A 14,829-nucleotide genomic window follows, 5' to 3' on the forward strand; every position below is an offset into this window, starting at 1 on the left:
CCGGTCGGGCGCGGTCCGGTCAGGCGGCGGCGAGCCGTACGCCGTGGGGCTCGGGCTCCGGCTCCGGCTCCGGCCCGGGCCCGGACGTCGCGTCGCCGAGGAGGCGGAGCAGGACCGCCCGGTAGGTGTCGCCGCGGAAGCGGTACGGGCCGACGCCCGGGTAGCCGTCGCGGTCCAGGTCGACGGGATCGTCGAGGCCGCGGGTCTGCCAGGCGAAATCGCGCCAGACGACGTCCTCGCCGTCGCGCTCGACGACGGCGGTGACCGCGCCACAGCCGGGGTCCTCGCAGTCGGGGCAGGAGTAGACGATCCGGCGGCCGGTGGCGCGGAGCAGCGCGCGGAGGGACGCGGCGCGGAGCGCGGGCGGGAGGTCCGAGGCCAGGGGCGAGACGGCGTCGACACCGTCGACCTCGTCGAGCCGGTGGAGCAGGGGCCTGCCGTCGACCACGAGATCGGAGGTGTCGCGGTGAGGGCCGGTGAGGTCGAAGGTCGTGTACGCGGACGGCATGCCTGAAGTATTTCCCCGGCCGCGGTCCCGTTCCATGGCTGTGGAGTCCCGGAAATGTCCCGGTCCCGGTACGGTCCCCGCCATGGACAGCGACGTGATCGTGGTGGGTGGCGGGGTCGTCGGGCTGACGACGGCGGTGACCCTGGCGGAGCGCGGACTGCGCGTACGGATCTGGTCACGGGACGACGTGACGGCGACGACCTCGGCCGTGGCGGGTGCCCTGTGGTGGCCGTACCGGATCGAGCCGGCGGCGGAGGCCGGGGCCTGGGCGCTCACCTCGCTCCGGGTGTACGGGGAGCTGGCCACCGATCCGGAGCGGACGGGGGTGCGGTGGGTGGCCGGGGTGCACGCGGACGTCGTCCTGGACGGCCTGGGCGCGTGGGCGAAGGAGGTGGCGGGGCTGCGGCAGCTGGCTCCTGAGGACGTGCCGGGGCCGTACGGCACGGGTCTCGCGGCGCGGCTGCCGCTCATCGACATGCCGGTCCATCTGGCGTGGCTGCGGGGCCGGTTCGAGGCCGCGGGCGGGATCTTCGAGCGGCGTGCGGTCACCGGCTTCGAGGAGGCGGCGGCGCGGGCGCGGGTGGTCGTCGACTGCGCGGGGCTCGGCGCGCGGGAGCTCGTACCGGACGCCGGACTGCTGCCGGTGCGGGGGCAGTTGGTGCTGGTGGAGAATCCGGGCGTCGAGGAGTGGTTCACGGCGGCGGACGACGGGGCCGGCGAGACGACGTACTTCTTCCCGCAGCCGGGGCGGCTCGTGCTCGGCGGGACGGCGGAGGAGGGGGCGGAGCGGCTCGACGCCGACCCGGCGACTGCCGCGGCGATCGTCGCACGCTGTGCGCGGGTGCGGCCGGAGATCGCGGGGGCCCGGATTCTCGGGCACCGGGTGGGGCTGCGGCCCGCTCGGGCGGGCGGTGTCCGGATCGAGGCGGTGCCTCTGCCGGGCGGCGGCCGGCTGGTGCACCACTACGGGCACGGCGGCGCGGGGGTGACGGTGGCCTGGGGCTGCGCGGAGCGGGCGGCGGAGCTGGTGAGCGGATGACGCCGGACTGACGTGCGGCTGAGCCGGCGGCCGGCCGGCCGCGAACGGCCGCGGGGCGGGTACGGCCCCTTTCGGACCGTACCCGCCCCGCGCGAGCCGCTACTTCCAGAGCGGCGGGCGGTTGTTGTTCTCCGCGTCGTGGCACTGCTGGGCGCGGCGCTCCAGGGCGTCGGCGCGGGCGGCGGCCTTGCGGGCCTCCGTCGTGGCGCCGAGGCCGCGGAGCTGGGCGGCGCGGTTGCGCTCCTTGCGGGCGTCGGACCGCAGCTGGTCGATGTTGCAGGTCATCTTGGCCGCGGCCGCGGGTTCGGCGGTGACGGTCTGTCCGAGCAGCACGCCCCCGGCGAGCAGCGTCGTGGTGAGCACGGCCGTCAGGGTGCGGCGCAGAGGCAGCGTGTGGCGCATGGTGGTTCTCCAACTTCCCGGCGGTGGCCGCCGGTTTGAGGCATGGTCAATACCAGCCAGTAACATTACCCGCCCGGAAGTCGGTTTCACGCCAATGCGCGGCCTTGGTGCCGGACCGTCAACATTCCTTCACAGGACTCCCACTGACGAGGTGATAGGTCGCACGCCCGTCGAGGAGGAGCGGGACGAGCGTGCGCTGCGACTGGCGCAACGGCACGAACACCCCGGTGCCCGCCGCCCGGACGATGACCCCGTGCAGGTCGAGTTCGTCGCCCACTTCGGCGTACTGCGCGGCGTCCAGGCGGTAGCCGCAGGGCGGGTCGGCGAGGATCTCCCCAGGCTCCGGCGGATCGTTGTCGGCGCCACCGAGGAACACCGGGCCCCGGTCGGCGAATCCCCGGTGCCGGGCGGCCGCGGTGACCGCCGTGAGCGGCCCGCGCCGCTCGTCGACGTAGGCGAACGCACCGTCCAGCGCGGCATGTTGGGTGGCGACGCGGCGCCGGTGGTTGCGCGCCGGGTCGTCCTTCTCGGCCTCGTCGAGCGCGTCCACGCGGGTCTCTACGAGCAGGCCCGCCGCGTGCTTGATGCCCGCGGTGTTGCGCAGGATCCGCTCCTGGCCGTCGCCCGCGACCTGCTTGACCGGCTTGCCGGTGAGGGGGTCGGTCCAGATGCCGTAGATGCCGGTGGTGTAGCCGGCGAGCCCGGCGGCGGGCCGGACGTAGGACTCCGAGAGCGTCCGGGACTCGTCGTGGACGTGCGGGTCGGCGTCGAGGCTGCGGGGCCAGAGGGCGAGCAGGTCCTTGTCGTAGTAGCGGGGGGTGGCCCCGTACTCGTGGAGGTCGTAGACGAGTACGGGGCGCCGGTCGCGGATGACGGCGGCCACGGCCCGGGCCTCGGCGGTGCGCAGGGCGATGTGGTCGCGGTTGACGTCGATGCCGTCGCCGTTGCCCCGGGTGTCGGCCTCCCGTCCGTCGGGGTTGGCGGTGGGGACGACGAGGAGAGTGGTCCGGGCGAGGAAGCGCAGGGTCTCCGCGTCCTGGGCGGAGGAGAGGTCGCGGAGCGTGCTCAGGCACGCCTCGCGGCCCGCGGGCTCGTCGCCGTGCTGACTGCAGACGAGGAGCACGGTGGTGCGCCCGCTGCCGAGCGTGGCGAGCCGCAGCGGCCGGCCCTGCGAGGTGGTGCCGATCGTGCGCAGCGACACCCGGTCGCTCCCCCGGTCGACGGCCGCGAGGAACTCCCGCTCCTCGGCCTCCGTGGTCCACCGGGCGCCGTGGCTCGTCTCGAATCCGGTGCGCGGGAGGGGGCGCGGGGGCGCGCTGTCCGCCGCCTTGGCGGGGACGGTGACGAGCGGCAGGGTCAGGGCGGCGACGCCCGCCGCGAGGGCGAGCACGCGGCGCGAACTCCGGTGCGCGGTACGGAGTCTCATCGGGCGGCTCCTGTCGCGGGAAGGCGCGGTCCGGTGACGGCGGCCGGGGGTGCGGAGCCGCTCAGGGACGGGCGGGCGGCAGTCGGGGGCAGGGCGGGAGCCGGTCCCGACGTGGCCCTGGTGAACGCGTCCTTGCCGCCGACCAGGGGCAGCTTCGCCCACGTACGGCCGAGGTCGAGGGTCACGGTCGGCGTGGTCGACGGGGGGTCGATCAGGTCCTTGTCGGTGCCGCCGACGATCAGGGCGAGGCGGTGGCCCGCCGGGACGACGTGGTCGGCGGAGGCGAGGTCCAGGGTGAGGGTGTACGCCCTGCCGGGGGTCAGCGGCCGCTCCTTGCGGGGGTCCGCCCAGGTGCCGAGGTCGGCCCAGCCGCGGCTGACGACCGTGTACCCGACGTCCGTCGTGCGGGCTCGGGTCTCCTTGAAGCAGGCGCTGTCGCCGGGCGTGCTCGGACCCCAGCAGGTGCGGTCGGTCAGCGTGGTGATGCCCTCCCCCGCCGCCGCGTAGTCGCGGATCGTGTCGGGGCCGAGGTCGACGAGGACGGCGGAGAGATGCGCGGTGGCGGTGGTCGGGGTGGCCGTGACCGTCACCTTCGAGGCGCCGGAGATCCGCAGGTCGCGGGAGAGCGGGCGGGTGACGAACCCGGCCTTCTCGGGGGTCGCGGAGTCGACGCGGGCGGCCCAGTCCAGCTCGCCGAGCCCCGGGTCGTCGGTGAAGGTCGCGGTGGAGCCGGGGGCGGCGGGCGTCCGGCCGAGGGTGCCGGCGCCGGGCTCGGCGCCCGGGGCGGGGCGCAGGGTGGTGGCCGCGGTGCCGCGCGGTGGCCAGTGCCGGTCGGTGGTCCAGCGGTCCGGGGCGCGCTCGATGTCGGCGACCGGCTCGCGGTCGATGCCGTTGTCGTATCCGAGCAGGTAGTGGTCGAACCAGCGGTGCAGGGTGCGGACCCAGTCGGCGCGCCGGAAGTCGAACGGGTCGACGTGGCCGGTCTGGGAGAGCCAGATCTTCCGCTCGACGCCGTGCGCGGCGAGCGCGTCCCACCACTGTCCGAACTGGTTGGCGCGGACGTTCAGATCCTGCTGCCCGTGGACGACGAAGACACTGGCCTTCACCTTCGAGGCGTCCGGCACATGGTTCCGCTCGCTCCAGGCGGCGGTCCAGTCACCGCTGTACGGGGTGCCCGCGGCGATCCGGTCCTGGACGGCCCCGCAGCGGGCCCTCGCCTCGGGGCTGCTCACGTAGTCGGAGAGCCAGGTCGGGTTGGCGTTGTAGAGGGGGGCGCCCTGGGAGTGGAAGTAGTCGTACCAGGACGAGATGGCACCGATCGGAACGATCGTTTTCAGCCCTTCCACGCCGGTGGCGGCCACGCCGTTGGCGACGGTGCCGTCCCAGCTCTTGCCGATCATGCCGACGTTCCCGGTGCTCCAGCCGGTGGCCCCGGCCCTGGCCGTGCCGGTGCGGGTGGTGTAGCCGCGGGCCCGGCCGTTCAGCCAGTCGACGACGGCCTTGGCGGACCGGACGTCGGAGCGTCCGCCGACGTCGTCGCAGCCGTCGGAGCGGTTGGTCCCGGCGAGGTCGACGCCGACGAAGGCGTAGCCGCGCGGGACGAAGTAGTTGTCGTAGAAGAGCGGGAACTGCACGGGGTTGCCGTCGGCGTCGTACGTCTTCTTCTGGCTCTCGTTGCCGCGTCCGCAACAGGCGTAGTACGGGCTGGCGTCCATGATGACCGGGATCTTCCGGCCTGCCGCGGCGGGCTCCCGGGGCCGGATGATGTCGACGGCGACCCGGTCGCCGCGCCCGTCTCCGTCGCCGTCGAGTCCGGTGTCGACCCAGACGGACTCGCGGATGGCGTCGGCGTAGGAGTGGACGGGCCGTGACTCGCGTACGGAGTTCGTGGAAGGCGCGGCAGGCGTGGCAGGCGCGGCGGACGCCGAAGGCACGGAAGGCTGCGGCTCCGCGCCCGCCGGGGTGACCAGGGTCGCGAGCAGGGCGGCCGTGGCCGCGGCCACGAGGGTTCCGTACGGCAGTCGGGCTCCGCGGGTTCTCCGCATTCGCATCGGCATGGGCGGGAACGTACCCCGGTCAACTCCCGTGCAAAAGAGTGCAGGAGGCAATCAGGGGTGATTCGGGGTCATCCCCGAGACGGAGGGGTTCGTGTCGGCCGAATGGCGATCGTGTGACAGGGGGTCCTCTGGACGTGACGGTGCGTCGGGGGCTGAATAGGCTCCGAACTAAGGACCGACGACCACCCGCGCGTCTTACGTTTCTTATGACTTGGGGAGCACCTGTGCACCGCAGAATCATCGTTCCGAGCGCCCTCGCGGCCTCCCTGCTGCTGGCGATCCCGGCATCGGCGGCCGACTTCCAGCCGGGCGCCCCGGGCATCGGCGACTCCTACTACCCCGCCAGCGGCAACGGCGGCTACGACGTCTCCCATTACGACCTGCGGCTGAAGTACCAGCCGGAGACCGATCTGCTCGAAGGTACGGCGACGATCCTCGCCACGACGAAGCAGAACCTGTCCCGGTTCAACCTGGACCTCGGCCTGAAGGTCAGCGAGGTCCGCGTCAACGGGCGCCTCGCGAAGTTCACCACCTCGGGCGACCACGAGCTGGAGGTGACCCCGGCCGCCCCGCTGGAGAAGAACAAGGCGATCTCGGTGGTCGTCCGCTACGCGGGCAAGCCCTCCGAGTTCAAGGTCGACGGCTGGTCGGCCTGGGCCCGTACCCCGGACGGCGGCGTCGCCGCGCAGGAGCCGGACTCGGCCGTCTGGTGGTTCCCGTCGAACGACCACCCGCTGGACAAGGCCACCTTCGACGTCTCCGTCTCCGTGCCGGACGGCACGCAGGCCATCAGCAACGGCGTGCTCCAGTCGCAGTCCTCGCGGCTGGGCTGGACGCGCTTCAACTGGCGTTCGAACAGGCCGCAGGCGACCTATCTGGCCACGCTCGCCGTCGGCAAGTTCGACATCACGACGGACAAGACGGCGAACGGGCTGCCGGTCCTCAACGCGTACAGCAAGGACCTCGGCGACAACGCGGGCGCGGCGCGCGCCTCGATCGAGCGCACGACCGAGGTCGCGGAGTGGCTGGAGGGGGTCTTCGGGCCGTACCCCTTCAACTCCCTCGGCGGGTACGTGCCGAACGTGACCAGTGGCTTCGCCCTGGAGACGCAGACCCGCCCGTTCTACAGCCCGCGCCAGTTCGCCAACGGCGCGAACGTGTCGGTCGTCGTCCACGAGCTGGCGCACCAGTGGTACGGCGACAGCGTGTCCGTCCAGGACTGGAAGGACATCTGGGTCAACGAGGGCTTCGCCCGCTACAGCCAGTGGCTGTGGTCGGAGAAGGAGGGCGAGGGCACTGCCCAGGAGCTGGCGGACTACGTGTACGCCACGCGGACGGCCGAGGACCCGTTCTGGACGGTCAAGCCGGGTGACCCGGGCGCGGAGAACCAGTTCCACATCGCCGTCTACGACCGGGGCGCGCTGGCGCTCCAGGCCCTGCGCAACGAGATCGGCGACGAGGACTTCTTCGCGATCCTGAAGGGCTGGCCGCAGGAGTTCGCCTACGGGAACGCGCGCGTCGGCGACTTCGTGCGGTACGCGGAGCGGGTCTCCGGCAAGCCGCTGGCCGGGCTCTTCGACACCTGGCTGTACCAGCCGTCGAAGCCGGCCGCGTCGACGGCGGCCGCCGCCGGTCTGTCCGCGCCCGCGGCGGCCGCGCCCGCGACCGGTCCCACCGCGCGGTCGGCGGCGCGGTCGGCCGCTCCGAAGCCCGCGCAGCCGAAGTCGTGGAAGAAGATCGCGGCGACGAACACGGTCCACGACCACGACGAGCACTGACCGCGCGCACGATCCTCGTGAGGTGAGCGGGCCGTCCGTCAGCGCTTCGCGCGGCGGGCGGCCCCGCGTGCCTTCCGGGCCAGGGGCAGGTAGCGCAGCCGCTCGGGCAGGACGGGGACCACGGCCCGGACGACCAGGGCGAACCGGCGCAGCGCGCGCTCCTGCGTGTCCGTCCACTCCAGGCCGATGGCCTCGCGGGCGTCCGGGGGCATCAGGCCCACGGTGAGGAAGGCCCGCAGCCGTAGGAACGGGCGGCGCAGTACGGGCCAGAGCAGCCGGAGCGCGAGCCGGACGGGCAGGGGCCCCCGGTCCGGGGCGGGCACCGGCAGGTCCGGGTCGAGCAGCTCCCGGACGACGACGGTCGCCTCCAGCTCCTCGGCGAGGACCCTGCGGTAGTACGGCCAGAACTCCTCGACCGTCTGCGGCATGTCCCGGTCGTGGATGCCGAGCACGTGGCCGACCCGGAGCCACTCGGCGTACAGCTGCCGTTCCTGGGCGTCGGTGAGGGGTCGGGCGAGGAGGCCGAGACCGTACCGGTAGACGGGGAAGCCGGTGGCGTGCACCCACGAGTAGTAGGCGGGGGTGAGGGCGTGGTACCCGCGACCGTGGGCGTCGGTGCCCTGGATGTCGCGGTGCAGCCGCCGGAGGCGGCGGCCCTCCTCGGCGGCCTCGTCGCCTCCGTACACCCAGAGCTGGACCGAGCGCAGGGAGCGCTCGCCGCGGCCCCAGGGGTCGGTGCGGAAGACGGAGTGCTCGTCGACCCCGGCGCCGATCGCGGGGTGCGCGACCTGCATGGCGAGGGCGGCGGGCAGCATCAGGAGTGCCCGGATGTCGCCGGCGACGCTCCACAGCACGCCGCCGACGGGCGGGGGCGCGGGATCGCCGGCCGGGGTTCGGGCGGCGGACTCCTGCGGGCGGTTCATACGGTCGCTCTCCTCACACGGTCACACATCCAGGCTGCACCCACGACGAAGGGGCCGTCACCCGGGCGTTCTGCTGCCCGGGGACGGCCCCCTCATGGAGAACCTGAGGTCAGGAGCGGTCGGCCCCGACCGGCTCGCCGACGATACGGGTGGCGAGGGCGGCGGCCCAGGCGTCGACGTCCGCGGTGAGCTCGCGCTCGGCGGCGGCGCGCTCGGCGGCGATCTTCTCGGCACCGGCGGCGAGGATTGCCTCGCGCTCGGCGTTGCCCTCCGCGCGGGCGGCGGCGATGGCGGCCGAGCCCTCTTCGGTGGCCCTGGAGCGGATGCGCGCGGCCTCGTGGCGGGCCTCGGCGAGCTCCGCCTCGTACTGCTCGCGGATCTGCGTGGCCTCGGAGCGCAGGTCGTCGGCGCGGCCTGTGCCGCCGTCGATGGCGTCCTCACGCTCGTCGAGCGTGCGGCGGATCTTGGGCAGGATCCCCTTGGCCAGGATGAGGAAGGTGAGGGCAAACAACACCACGCCGAGAATGAGCTCGGCCCAGACGGGGTTGAGGGGACCAAGGTCCATTTCGAAGACGGTGGGGTTACTCGCGAGGGTCATGCGCGCATTCTACCTGGTCCAAATAAGGACAATTCAGACACCGGGATGAGAGTTGGCGCGGTTGTGCGAGTCCGGCAAGATTCCCGGCACCCAAAGGCTACCGGAAGGTAACCACGGCTGATTGTATGTGCGGCGCCAGGCCAACCCCCCACGCCTCCTTGGGAGTTCCCTTGTCCTTCGCCGCGCTCCGCCGCGCCCCCGGCGCCGCCCTCTCCCTCGCGCTCGCCGCCGCCACCCTGGCGGCGACCGCCCCGGCCGCCGGCGCCGCCTCCGCCGCGACCGCCGAGGCCCCGCGCCTGAAGGTGCTCACGTACAACGCGTTCCTCTTCTCCAAGACCCTCTACCCGAACTGGGGCCAGGACCACCGGGCCAAGGCGATCCCCGCCGCCTCCTTCTTCCAGGGGCAGGACGTCGTCGTGATCCAGGAGGCCTTCGACAACTCCTCCTCCGACGCGCTCAAGGCGAACGCCGCCGCGCAGTACCCGCACCAGACCCCGGTCATGGGCCGCAGCAAGACCGGCTGGGACGCCACCGGCGGGGCCTACTCCGCGACCACGCCCGAGGACGGCGGGGTGACGATCTTCAGCAAGTGGCCGATCGTCCGCAAGGAGCAGTACGTCTACAAGGACGCCTGCGGCGCCGACTGGTACTCGAACAAGGGCTTCGTCTACACCGTCCTGGACGTGAACGGGAGCCGGGTCCACGTCGTCGGCACCCACGCCCAGTCCACCGACCCGGGCTGCTCGGCGGGCGAGGCGGCGCAGATGCGCAGCCGCCAGTTCAAGGCGATGGACGCCTTCCTCGACGCCAAGAACATCCCGGCGAACGAGCAGGTCATCGTCGCCGGCGACATGAACGTCGACTCGCGCACGTCCGAGTACGGCACGATGCTCGCCGACGCGGGCCTGGCGGGGGCCGACTCGCGCACCGGCCACCCGTACTCCTTCGACACCGAGCTGAACTCGATCGCGTCCGAGCGCTACCCGGACGACCCGCGCGAGGACCTCGACTACGTCCTCTACCGGGCCGGGAACGCCCGCCCCGCCGGCTGGACCAACCACGTGGTCCTGGAGAAGAGCGCCCCGTGGACGGTCTCCAGCTGGGGCACGCAGTACACGTACACCAACCTCTCCGACCACTACCCCGTCACCGGCTTCTGACCGACCGGTCCGCGAGCTGGTAGCTGGTCCTAGTACCCGGACCGCCCGAACACGCTGTACAACCAGACGCCGAGGACCCCGGCGACGCAGAGCAGCACGAACCACGAGCCGAAGCTCGTGTGCCGCGACGTGCGGGGTCTGCCGGGGCGGGCGGCCCGCGCCGCCCGTTCCGGCTTGGCCCGCTTCCCGGACCTGCCCTCCGGCCGTCCCGCGCGGGACGGCCCGTGGGCCGTGTCGGCGCCGGCGGCGACATCGGCGAGCAGCCGCCGGCAGATCGTCGCCAGCTCCGCCGTCCCGGCCGTCAGGTCGACGATTATCTCGCTCCGGGCCGGGGCGGTGGTCCCCCCGTCGAGGAGCCGCCCGGCCCGCAGCAGCGCCCGGTCCTTGCCCCCGGTCGGGGCGAGACTGATCCAGCGGCGCACATGCTCGCCCCGGATGACCACACCACCGCCCCGCTCCCGGTAGACGGTGTGCTCCCGCCACAGGATTCCGGCCAACTCGTCAGCCGTCTCCCTGAGTTGCGCGTACATCTGACTCCCCTGTTGCCGTTCCCCCGATTCGAACAGCCGCCGACTCTAGCTCCCACCACCCACAGCGCCCGCGATGCCCCGCCCGCGTGCCCCTTACGCGCCGAAGTCGTCCACGCTGACCGGTATCCCCCGGTGCCCACCGTTCATGTCGATCACGCTACGGGCAGCCACTGACAAGGTGCGTGGTCTTTTACAGCGGTGGTGAGACAGCAATACTGTCCAAGTGAGCGACGAGGAACACGAGCCGAGCTATACGGTCGACGAGCTGGCCGCGCGGGCCGGGGTCACGGTGCGGACCGTGCGGTTCTACGGGACGCGGGGGCTGCTGCCACCGCCCGTCATCGGGGCCCGGCGGGTCGGTCACTACGGGCCCGGGCATCTGGCGCGGCTCGCGCTCATCGAGGAGCTCCAGCGGCAGGGTATGACGCTGGCCGCGATCGAGCGGTATCTGGAGCAGTTGCCGGCCGACCTCAGCGAGCAGGACCTGGCGATCCACCGGGCCCTCGTGGCCTCCTGGGCGCCCGAGTCCGCCGAGGAGATCACCCTGCGCGAGCTGGAGCGGCGCGCCGGGCGGGCCCTGACCGAGCAGGATGTCGAGCGGCTCGCCGCGATGGGGGTGGTCGAGCGGATCCCCGGGAGTGAGGACTTCCGGCTCGACGGGACGTTGTTGCGGCTCGGGGTCGAGCTGCTCGACGTGCCGATCGAGCACGAGACGATCCTCGCCTCCCGGACCGTGCTCGTGGAGCACGCGCGCTCCGCAGCCCAGGAGCTCTCCCGGCTCTTCCGGGACGAGGTGTGGAACCCGTACCGGGAGAGCGCCGAGGACCCGGACCACCTGAACGCCATGCGGTCGCTCTCGGCCCATATGCAGCCGATGGTGGTCCAGGCCCTGGTCACGGCGTTCCAGCGCTCGCTCCGCGAGGAGCTGCGCGCCGCGTTCAGGAGTCGGTGAAGACCTCGCCGCGCTCGGCCTTCTCGACGAGGAGCGCCGGGGGCTCGAAGCGCTCGCCGTACGTCTCCGCCAGCTCGCGCGCACGGGCCGCGAAGCCGGCGACACCGCCCTCGTAGCCGTTGACGTACTGGAGCACTCCGCCGGTCCAGGCCGGGAAGCCGATGCCCATGATGGAGCCGATGTTGGCGTCGGCGACGGAGGTCAGGACGCCCTCCTCCAGGAGCCGGACGGTGTCCAGGGCCTCGGAGAACAGCATCCGCTCCTGCATGTCGCGGAAGGGGATCTCGTATCCGGGCTTCGTGAAGTGCTCGCGCAGGCCCGGCCACAGCTTGCCGCGCTTGCCGTCCTCCGCGTACGCGTAGAAGCCCGCGCCGCCGCTGCGTCCGGGGCGGCCGAACTCGTCGACCATGCGGTCGATCACGGCCTCGCCCGGGTGGGTGGCCCACTCCCCGCCGGCCTCCTCGATCGCGCGCCGGGTCTCGTTGCGGATCTTGCGGGGCAGCGTCAGGGTCAGCTCGTCCATGAGGGAGAGGACCTTCGCCGGGTAGCCGGCCTGGGCGGCCGCCTGCTCGATCGAGGCGGGCTCGATGCCCTCGCCGACCATGGCGACACCCTCATTGATGAAGTGGCCGATCACGCGGGAGGTGAAGAAGCCGCGGGAGTCGTTGACGACGATCGGCGTCTTGTTGATCTGCCGGACCAGGTCGAAGGCGCGGGCGAGTGCCTCGTCGCCGGTCCGCTCGCCCTTGATGATCTCGACGAGCGGCATCTTGTCGACGGGCGAGAAGAAGTGCAGACCGATGAAGTCGGCCTGGCGCTCGACGCCCTCGGCGAGGACGGAGATCGGCAGGGTCGAGGTGTTGGAGCAGAGCAGCGCGTCGGGGGCGACGACGCCCTGGATCTCCTGGAAGACCTTGTGCTTGAGGGACGTGTCCTCGAAGACCGCCTCGATCACGGCGTCGCAGCCCGCCAGGGCCTGGACGTCGGAGGTGGCGGTGATGCGGGCGAGGAGCGCGTCGGCCTTCTCCTGGGTGGTGCGGCCCCGGGCGACGGCCTTGGCGCAGAGCTTCTCGGAGTAGGCCTTGCCCTTGGCGGCGGATTCGGCGGAGACGTCCTTGAGGACGACCTCGATGCCGGCGCGGGCGCAGGAGTACGCGATGCCGGCGCCCATCATGCCGGCGCCGAGGACGGCGACCTTGCGGACCGGGCGGGGCGTGATGCCCTTGGGGCGGCTGGCGCCGGAGTTGACGGCCTGGAGGTCGAAGAAGAACGCCTGGATCATGTTCTTCGCGGTCTGCCCGATGACCAACTCGGTGAAGTACCGGCTCTCGATCGTGCTCGCGGTCTCGAAGTCGACCTGGGAGCCCTCGACGGCGGCGGCCATGATGGCGCGGGGCGCCGGGTAGGGCGCGCCGTTCAGCTGCTTGCGCAGGTTGGCGGGGAAGGCCGGCAGGTTGGCGGCGAACTTCGGGTTCGACGGGGTGCCGCCGGGGATCCGGTGGCCGGGGACGTCCCAGGGCTGGCGGGACTCGGGGTGCGCGTCGATGAAACCGATGGCCTTGGCCATCATCTCCTCGGGGGTGGCGGCCACCTCGTGGACGAGGCCGTTGTCGACGGCGCGCTTCGGGGTGTACTGGGTGCCCTGGAGCAGCACCTTGAGCAGGGCGTCGGTGATGCCCATGAGGCGTACGGTACGGGCGATGCCGCCGCCGCCCGGCAGCAGGCCGAGGGTGACCTCGGGCAGGCCGATCTTGGAGCCGGGGGCGTCGAGGGCGACGCGGTGGTGGGAGGCGAGGGCGATCTCGTAGCCGCCGCCGAGTGCCGCGCCGTTGATCGCGGCGACGACGGGCTTGCCGAGGGTCTCGATGCGGCGCAGCGCGTTCTTCATCTCGAGGGCGGCCTCGAAGATGTCCCGGGCGTGCTCGGGGCCCGCCTGGACCATGTCCTTGAGGTCGCCGCCGGCGAAGAAGGTCTTCTTCGCGGAGGTGTAGATGATGCCCCGGATGGAGTCCTGCTCGGCCTCCACGCGGTCGGCGATCGCGGTGATCGAGGCCCGGAAGGCCTGGTTCATGGTGTTGGCGGACTGGTTCGGGTCGTCGAGGACGAGGGTGACGATCCCGGTCGCGTCCTGCTCCCAGCGGATGGTGGTGCTCTCGCTCATGTCTCTGCTTCTCCGTGGATCCGTGAAGAGGGGTTCGGACGGGACCGTCAGACGCGCTCGACGATGGTGGCGATGCCCATGCCGCCGCCCACGCAGAGGGTGGCGAGGCCGTAGCGCTTGTCCTGGCGCTCCAGCTCGTCGACGAGGGTGCCGAGGATCATCGCGCCGGTGGCGCCGAGCGGGTGGCCGAGCGCGATGGCGCCGCCGTTGACGTTGACCTTGTCCAGGGAGATGCCCATGTCCTTGACGAAGCGGAGGACGACGGCCGCGAAGGCCTCGTTGATCTCGACGAGGTCGATGTCGTCGATGGTGAGGCCGGCCTTGGCGAGGGCCTTGCGGGTGGCCGGGGCGGGGCCGGTGAGCATGATGGTCGGCTCGGAGCCGGAGACGGCGGCCGCGACGATCCGGGCGCGCGGCCTCAGTCCGTACCGCTCGCCGACCTCCTTCGAGCCGATGGCGACGAGGGAGGCGCCGTCGACGATGCCGGAGGAGTTGCCCGCGTGGTGGACGTGGTCGATCTCCTCGACCCAGTGGTACTTCTGCAGGGCCACGGCGTCGAAGCCGCCCAGCTCGCCGATGTCGGCGAAGGAGGGCTTGAGGCGGGCGAGCGAGTCGGCGGTGGTGCCGGGGCGCATGTGCTCGTCGTGGTCGAGGACGACGAGGCCGCCCCGGTCCACGACGGGGACGACGGAGCGGGCGAAGCGCCCGTCCTTCCAGGCCTCGGCGGCCCGCTCCTGGGAGAGTTCGGCGTACTCGTCGACGTCGCGGCGGGTGAAGCCCTCGATGGTGGCGATGAGGTCGGCGCCGATGCCCTGCGGGACGAAGTTGGTCTCCAGGTTGGTCATCGGGTCGGCGAACCAGGCGCCGCCGTCGGAGGCCATCGGCACCCGGGACATGGACTCGACGCCGCCGGCGAGGACGAGGTCCTCCCAGCCGGAGCGGACCTTCATCGCGGCCATGTTGACCGCTTCGAGGCCGGAGGCACAGAAGCGGTTCTCCTGGACGCCGGCGACGGTGTCGGGGAGTCCGGCGGCGATGGCGGCGATGCGGGCGATGTCGGAGCCCTGGTCGCCGACGGGGCCGACGACGCCGAGGACGATGTCGTCGATGGCGGCCGGGTCGAGGCCGGGGTGGCGGGCCTGGATCTCCCGGATGAGGCCGACGACCAGGTCGATGGGCTTGGTGCCGTGCAGGGAGCCGTTGGCCTTGCCGCGTCCGCGCGGGGTGCGGATCGCGTCGTACACGTACGCTTCGGTGCTCACGTAAAGCCTTTCGCGATGAGGGTGGGAGAAGAC

13 protein-coding genes are annotated in these 14,829 nt (G+C 72.5%); 4 read left to right on the top strand and 9 right to left on the bottom strand.

The features are described 5' to 3' along the window. Window positions 1-19: 19 nt before the first annotated feature. Entirely contained in the window at window positions 20-508 is a 489-nt protein-coding gene (locus ACIBG6_RS37090) for a hypothetical protein (protein ID WP_399227171.1), read from the bottom strand. Window positions 509-590: 82 nt separating this feature from the next. On the opposite strand from ACIBG6_RS37090, the gene ACIBG6_RS37095 reads away from it, so the two are divergent. Then, on the top strand, window positions 591-1,547 hold the full coding sequence (locus ACIBG6_RS37095; protein WP_399227172.1) for an NAD(P)/FAD-dependent oxidoreductase: 957 nt from the start codon (window positions 591-593) through the stop codon (window positions 1,545-1,547). Window positions 1,548-1,646: 99 nt separating this feature from the next. Here the strand turns inward: ACIBG6_RS37095 and ACIBG6_RS37100 are convergent, their stop codons facing one another. The 3 genes from ACIBG6_RS37100 to ACIBG6_RS37110 all read right to left on the bottom strand — a co-directional run bounded on the left by ACIBG6_RS37100 (window position 1,647) and on the right by ACIBG6_RS37110 (window position 5,432). Further along, window positions 1,647-1,949, bottom strand: a complete 303-nt coding sequence (locus ACIBG6_RS37100; RefSeq protein WP_399227173.1) for a hypothetical protein — start codon at window positions 1,947-1,949, stop codon at window positions 1,647-1,649. Between the two features lie 118 nt (window positions 1,950-2,067). Continuing rightward, entirely contained in the window at window positions 2,068-3,375 is a 1,308-nt protein-coding gene (locus ACIBG6_RS37105; protein WP_399227174.1) for a M14 family metallocarboxypeptidase, read from the bottom strand. Then, window positions 3,372-5,432 carry a Xaa-Pro dipeptidyl-peptidase gene (locus tag ACIBG6_RS37110; protein WP_399227175.1) on the bottom strand — a complete coding sequence of 687 codons (2,061 nt, stop codon included), beginning with the start codon at window positions 5,430-5,432 and terminating at the stop codon, window positions 3,372-3,374. Before ACIBG6_RS37110 ends, ACIBG6_RS37105 begins: the two co-directional genes overlap by 4 nt. 224 nt (window positions 5,433-5,656) lie before the next feature. Here ACIBG6_RS37110 and ACIBG6_RS37115 point away from each other — a divergent pair, with 224 nt between their 5' ends. Beyond that, the gene (locus ACIBG6_RS37115; protein ID WP_399227176.1) at window positions 5,657-7,210 is read left to right on the top strand and encodes a M1 family metallopeptidase; all 1,554 of its coding nucleotides are present in this window, start codon (window positions 5,657-5,659) and stop codon (window positions 7,208-7,210) included. 38 nt (window positions 7,211-7,248) lie between these two features. Here the strand turns inward: ACIBG6_RS37115 and ACIBG6_RS37120 are convergent, their stop codons facing one another. Beyond that, on the bottom strand, window positions 7,249-8,133 hold the full coding sequence (locus ACIBG6_RS37120) for an oxygenase MpaB family protein (RefSeq protein ID WP_399227177.1): 885 nt from the start codon (window positions 8,131-8,133) through the stop codon (window positions 7,249-7,251). Between the two features lie 109 nt (window positions 8,134-8,242). After that, window positions 8,243-8,731 (bottom strand): hypothetical protein, encoded by a 489-nt coding sequence (locus ACIBG6_RS37125; protein WP_399227178.1) that lies wholly within the window; start codon window positions 8,729-8,731, stop codon window positions 8,243-8,245. Window positions 8,732-8,856: 125 nt separating this feature from the next. Between ACIBG6_RS37125 and sph the strand changes: the two genes are divergently transcribed. Then, window positions 8,857-9,891 (top strand): sphingomyelin phosphodiesterase, encoded by a 1,035-nt coding sequence (sph, locus tag ACIBG6_RS37130; RefSeq protein WP_399227179.1) that lies wholly within the window; start codon window positions 8,857-8,859, stop codon window positions 9,889-9,891. A 29-nt stretch (window positions 9,892-9,920) separates the two neighbouring features. Here sph and ACIBG6_RS37135 read toward each other — a convergent pair whose 3' ends face one another. Beyond that, complete coding sequence (locus ACIBG6_RS37135) at window positions 9,921-10,421, bottom strand: hypothetical protein (protein WP_399227181.1); 501 nt, start codon at window positions 10,419-10,421, stop codon at window positions 9,921-9,923. A 223-nt stretch (window positions 10,422-10,644) separates the two neighbouring features. Here ACIBG6_RS37135 and ACIBG6_RS37140 point away from each other — a divergent pair, with 223 nt between their 5' ends. Next, window positions 10,645-11,373, top strand: coding sequence for a MerR family transcriptional regulator (locus ACIBG6_RS37140; RefSeq protein ID WP_399227182.1), 729 nt, complete (start codon window positions 10,645-10,647; stop codon window positions 11,371-11,373). On the opposite strand, the gene ACIBG6_RS37145 is transcribed toward ACIBG6_RS37140, so the two are convergent. Continuing rightward, window positions 11,360-13,534: a 3-hydroxyacyl-CoA dehydrogenase NAD-binding domain-containing protein gene (locus ACIBG6_RS37145; RefSeq protein ID WP_399227183.1), complete on the bottom strand. Its 2,175-nt coding sequence runs from the start codon at window positions 13,532-13,534 to the stop codon at window positions 11,360-11,362. The two genes, ACIBG6_RS37140 and ACIBG6_RS37145, sit on opposite strands and share 14 nt — an antisense overlap. Window positions 13,535-13,581: 47 nt before the next feature. After that, window positions 13,582-14,796, bottom strand: a complete 1,215-nt coding sequence (locus tag ACIBG6_RS37150; RefSeq protein WP_399227184.1) for an acetyl-CoA C-acetyltransferase — start codon at window positions 14,794-14,796, stop codon at window positions 13,582-13,584. Window positions 14,797-14,829: the final 33 nt, after the last annotated feature.

It is taken from the genome of Streptomyces sp. NPDC050842, from assembly GCF_044456565.1.
Classification (GTDB): Bacteria; Actinomycetota; Actinomycetes; order Streptomycetales; family Streptomycetaceae; genus Streptomyces.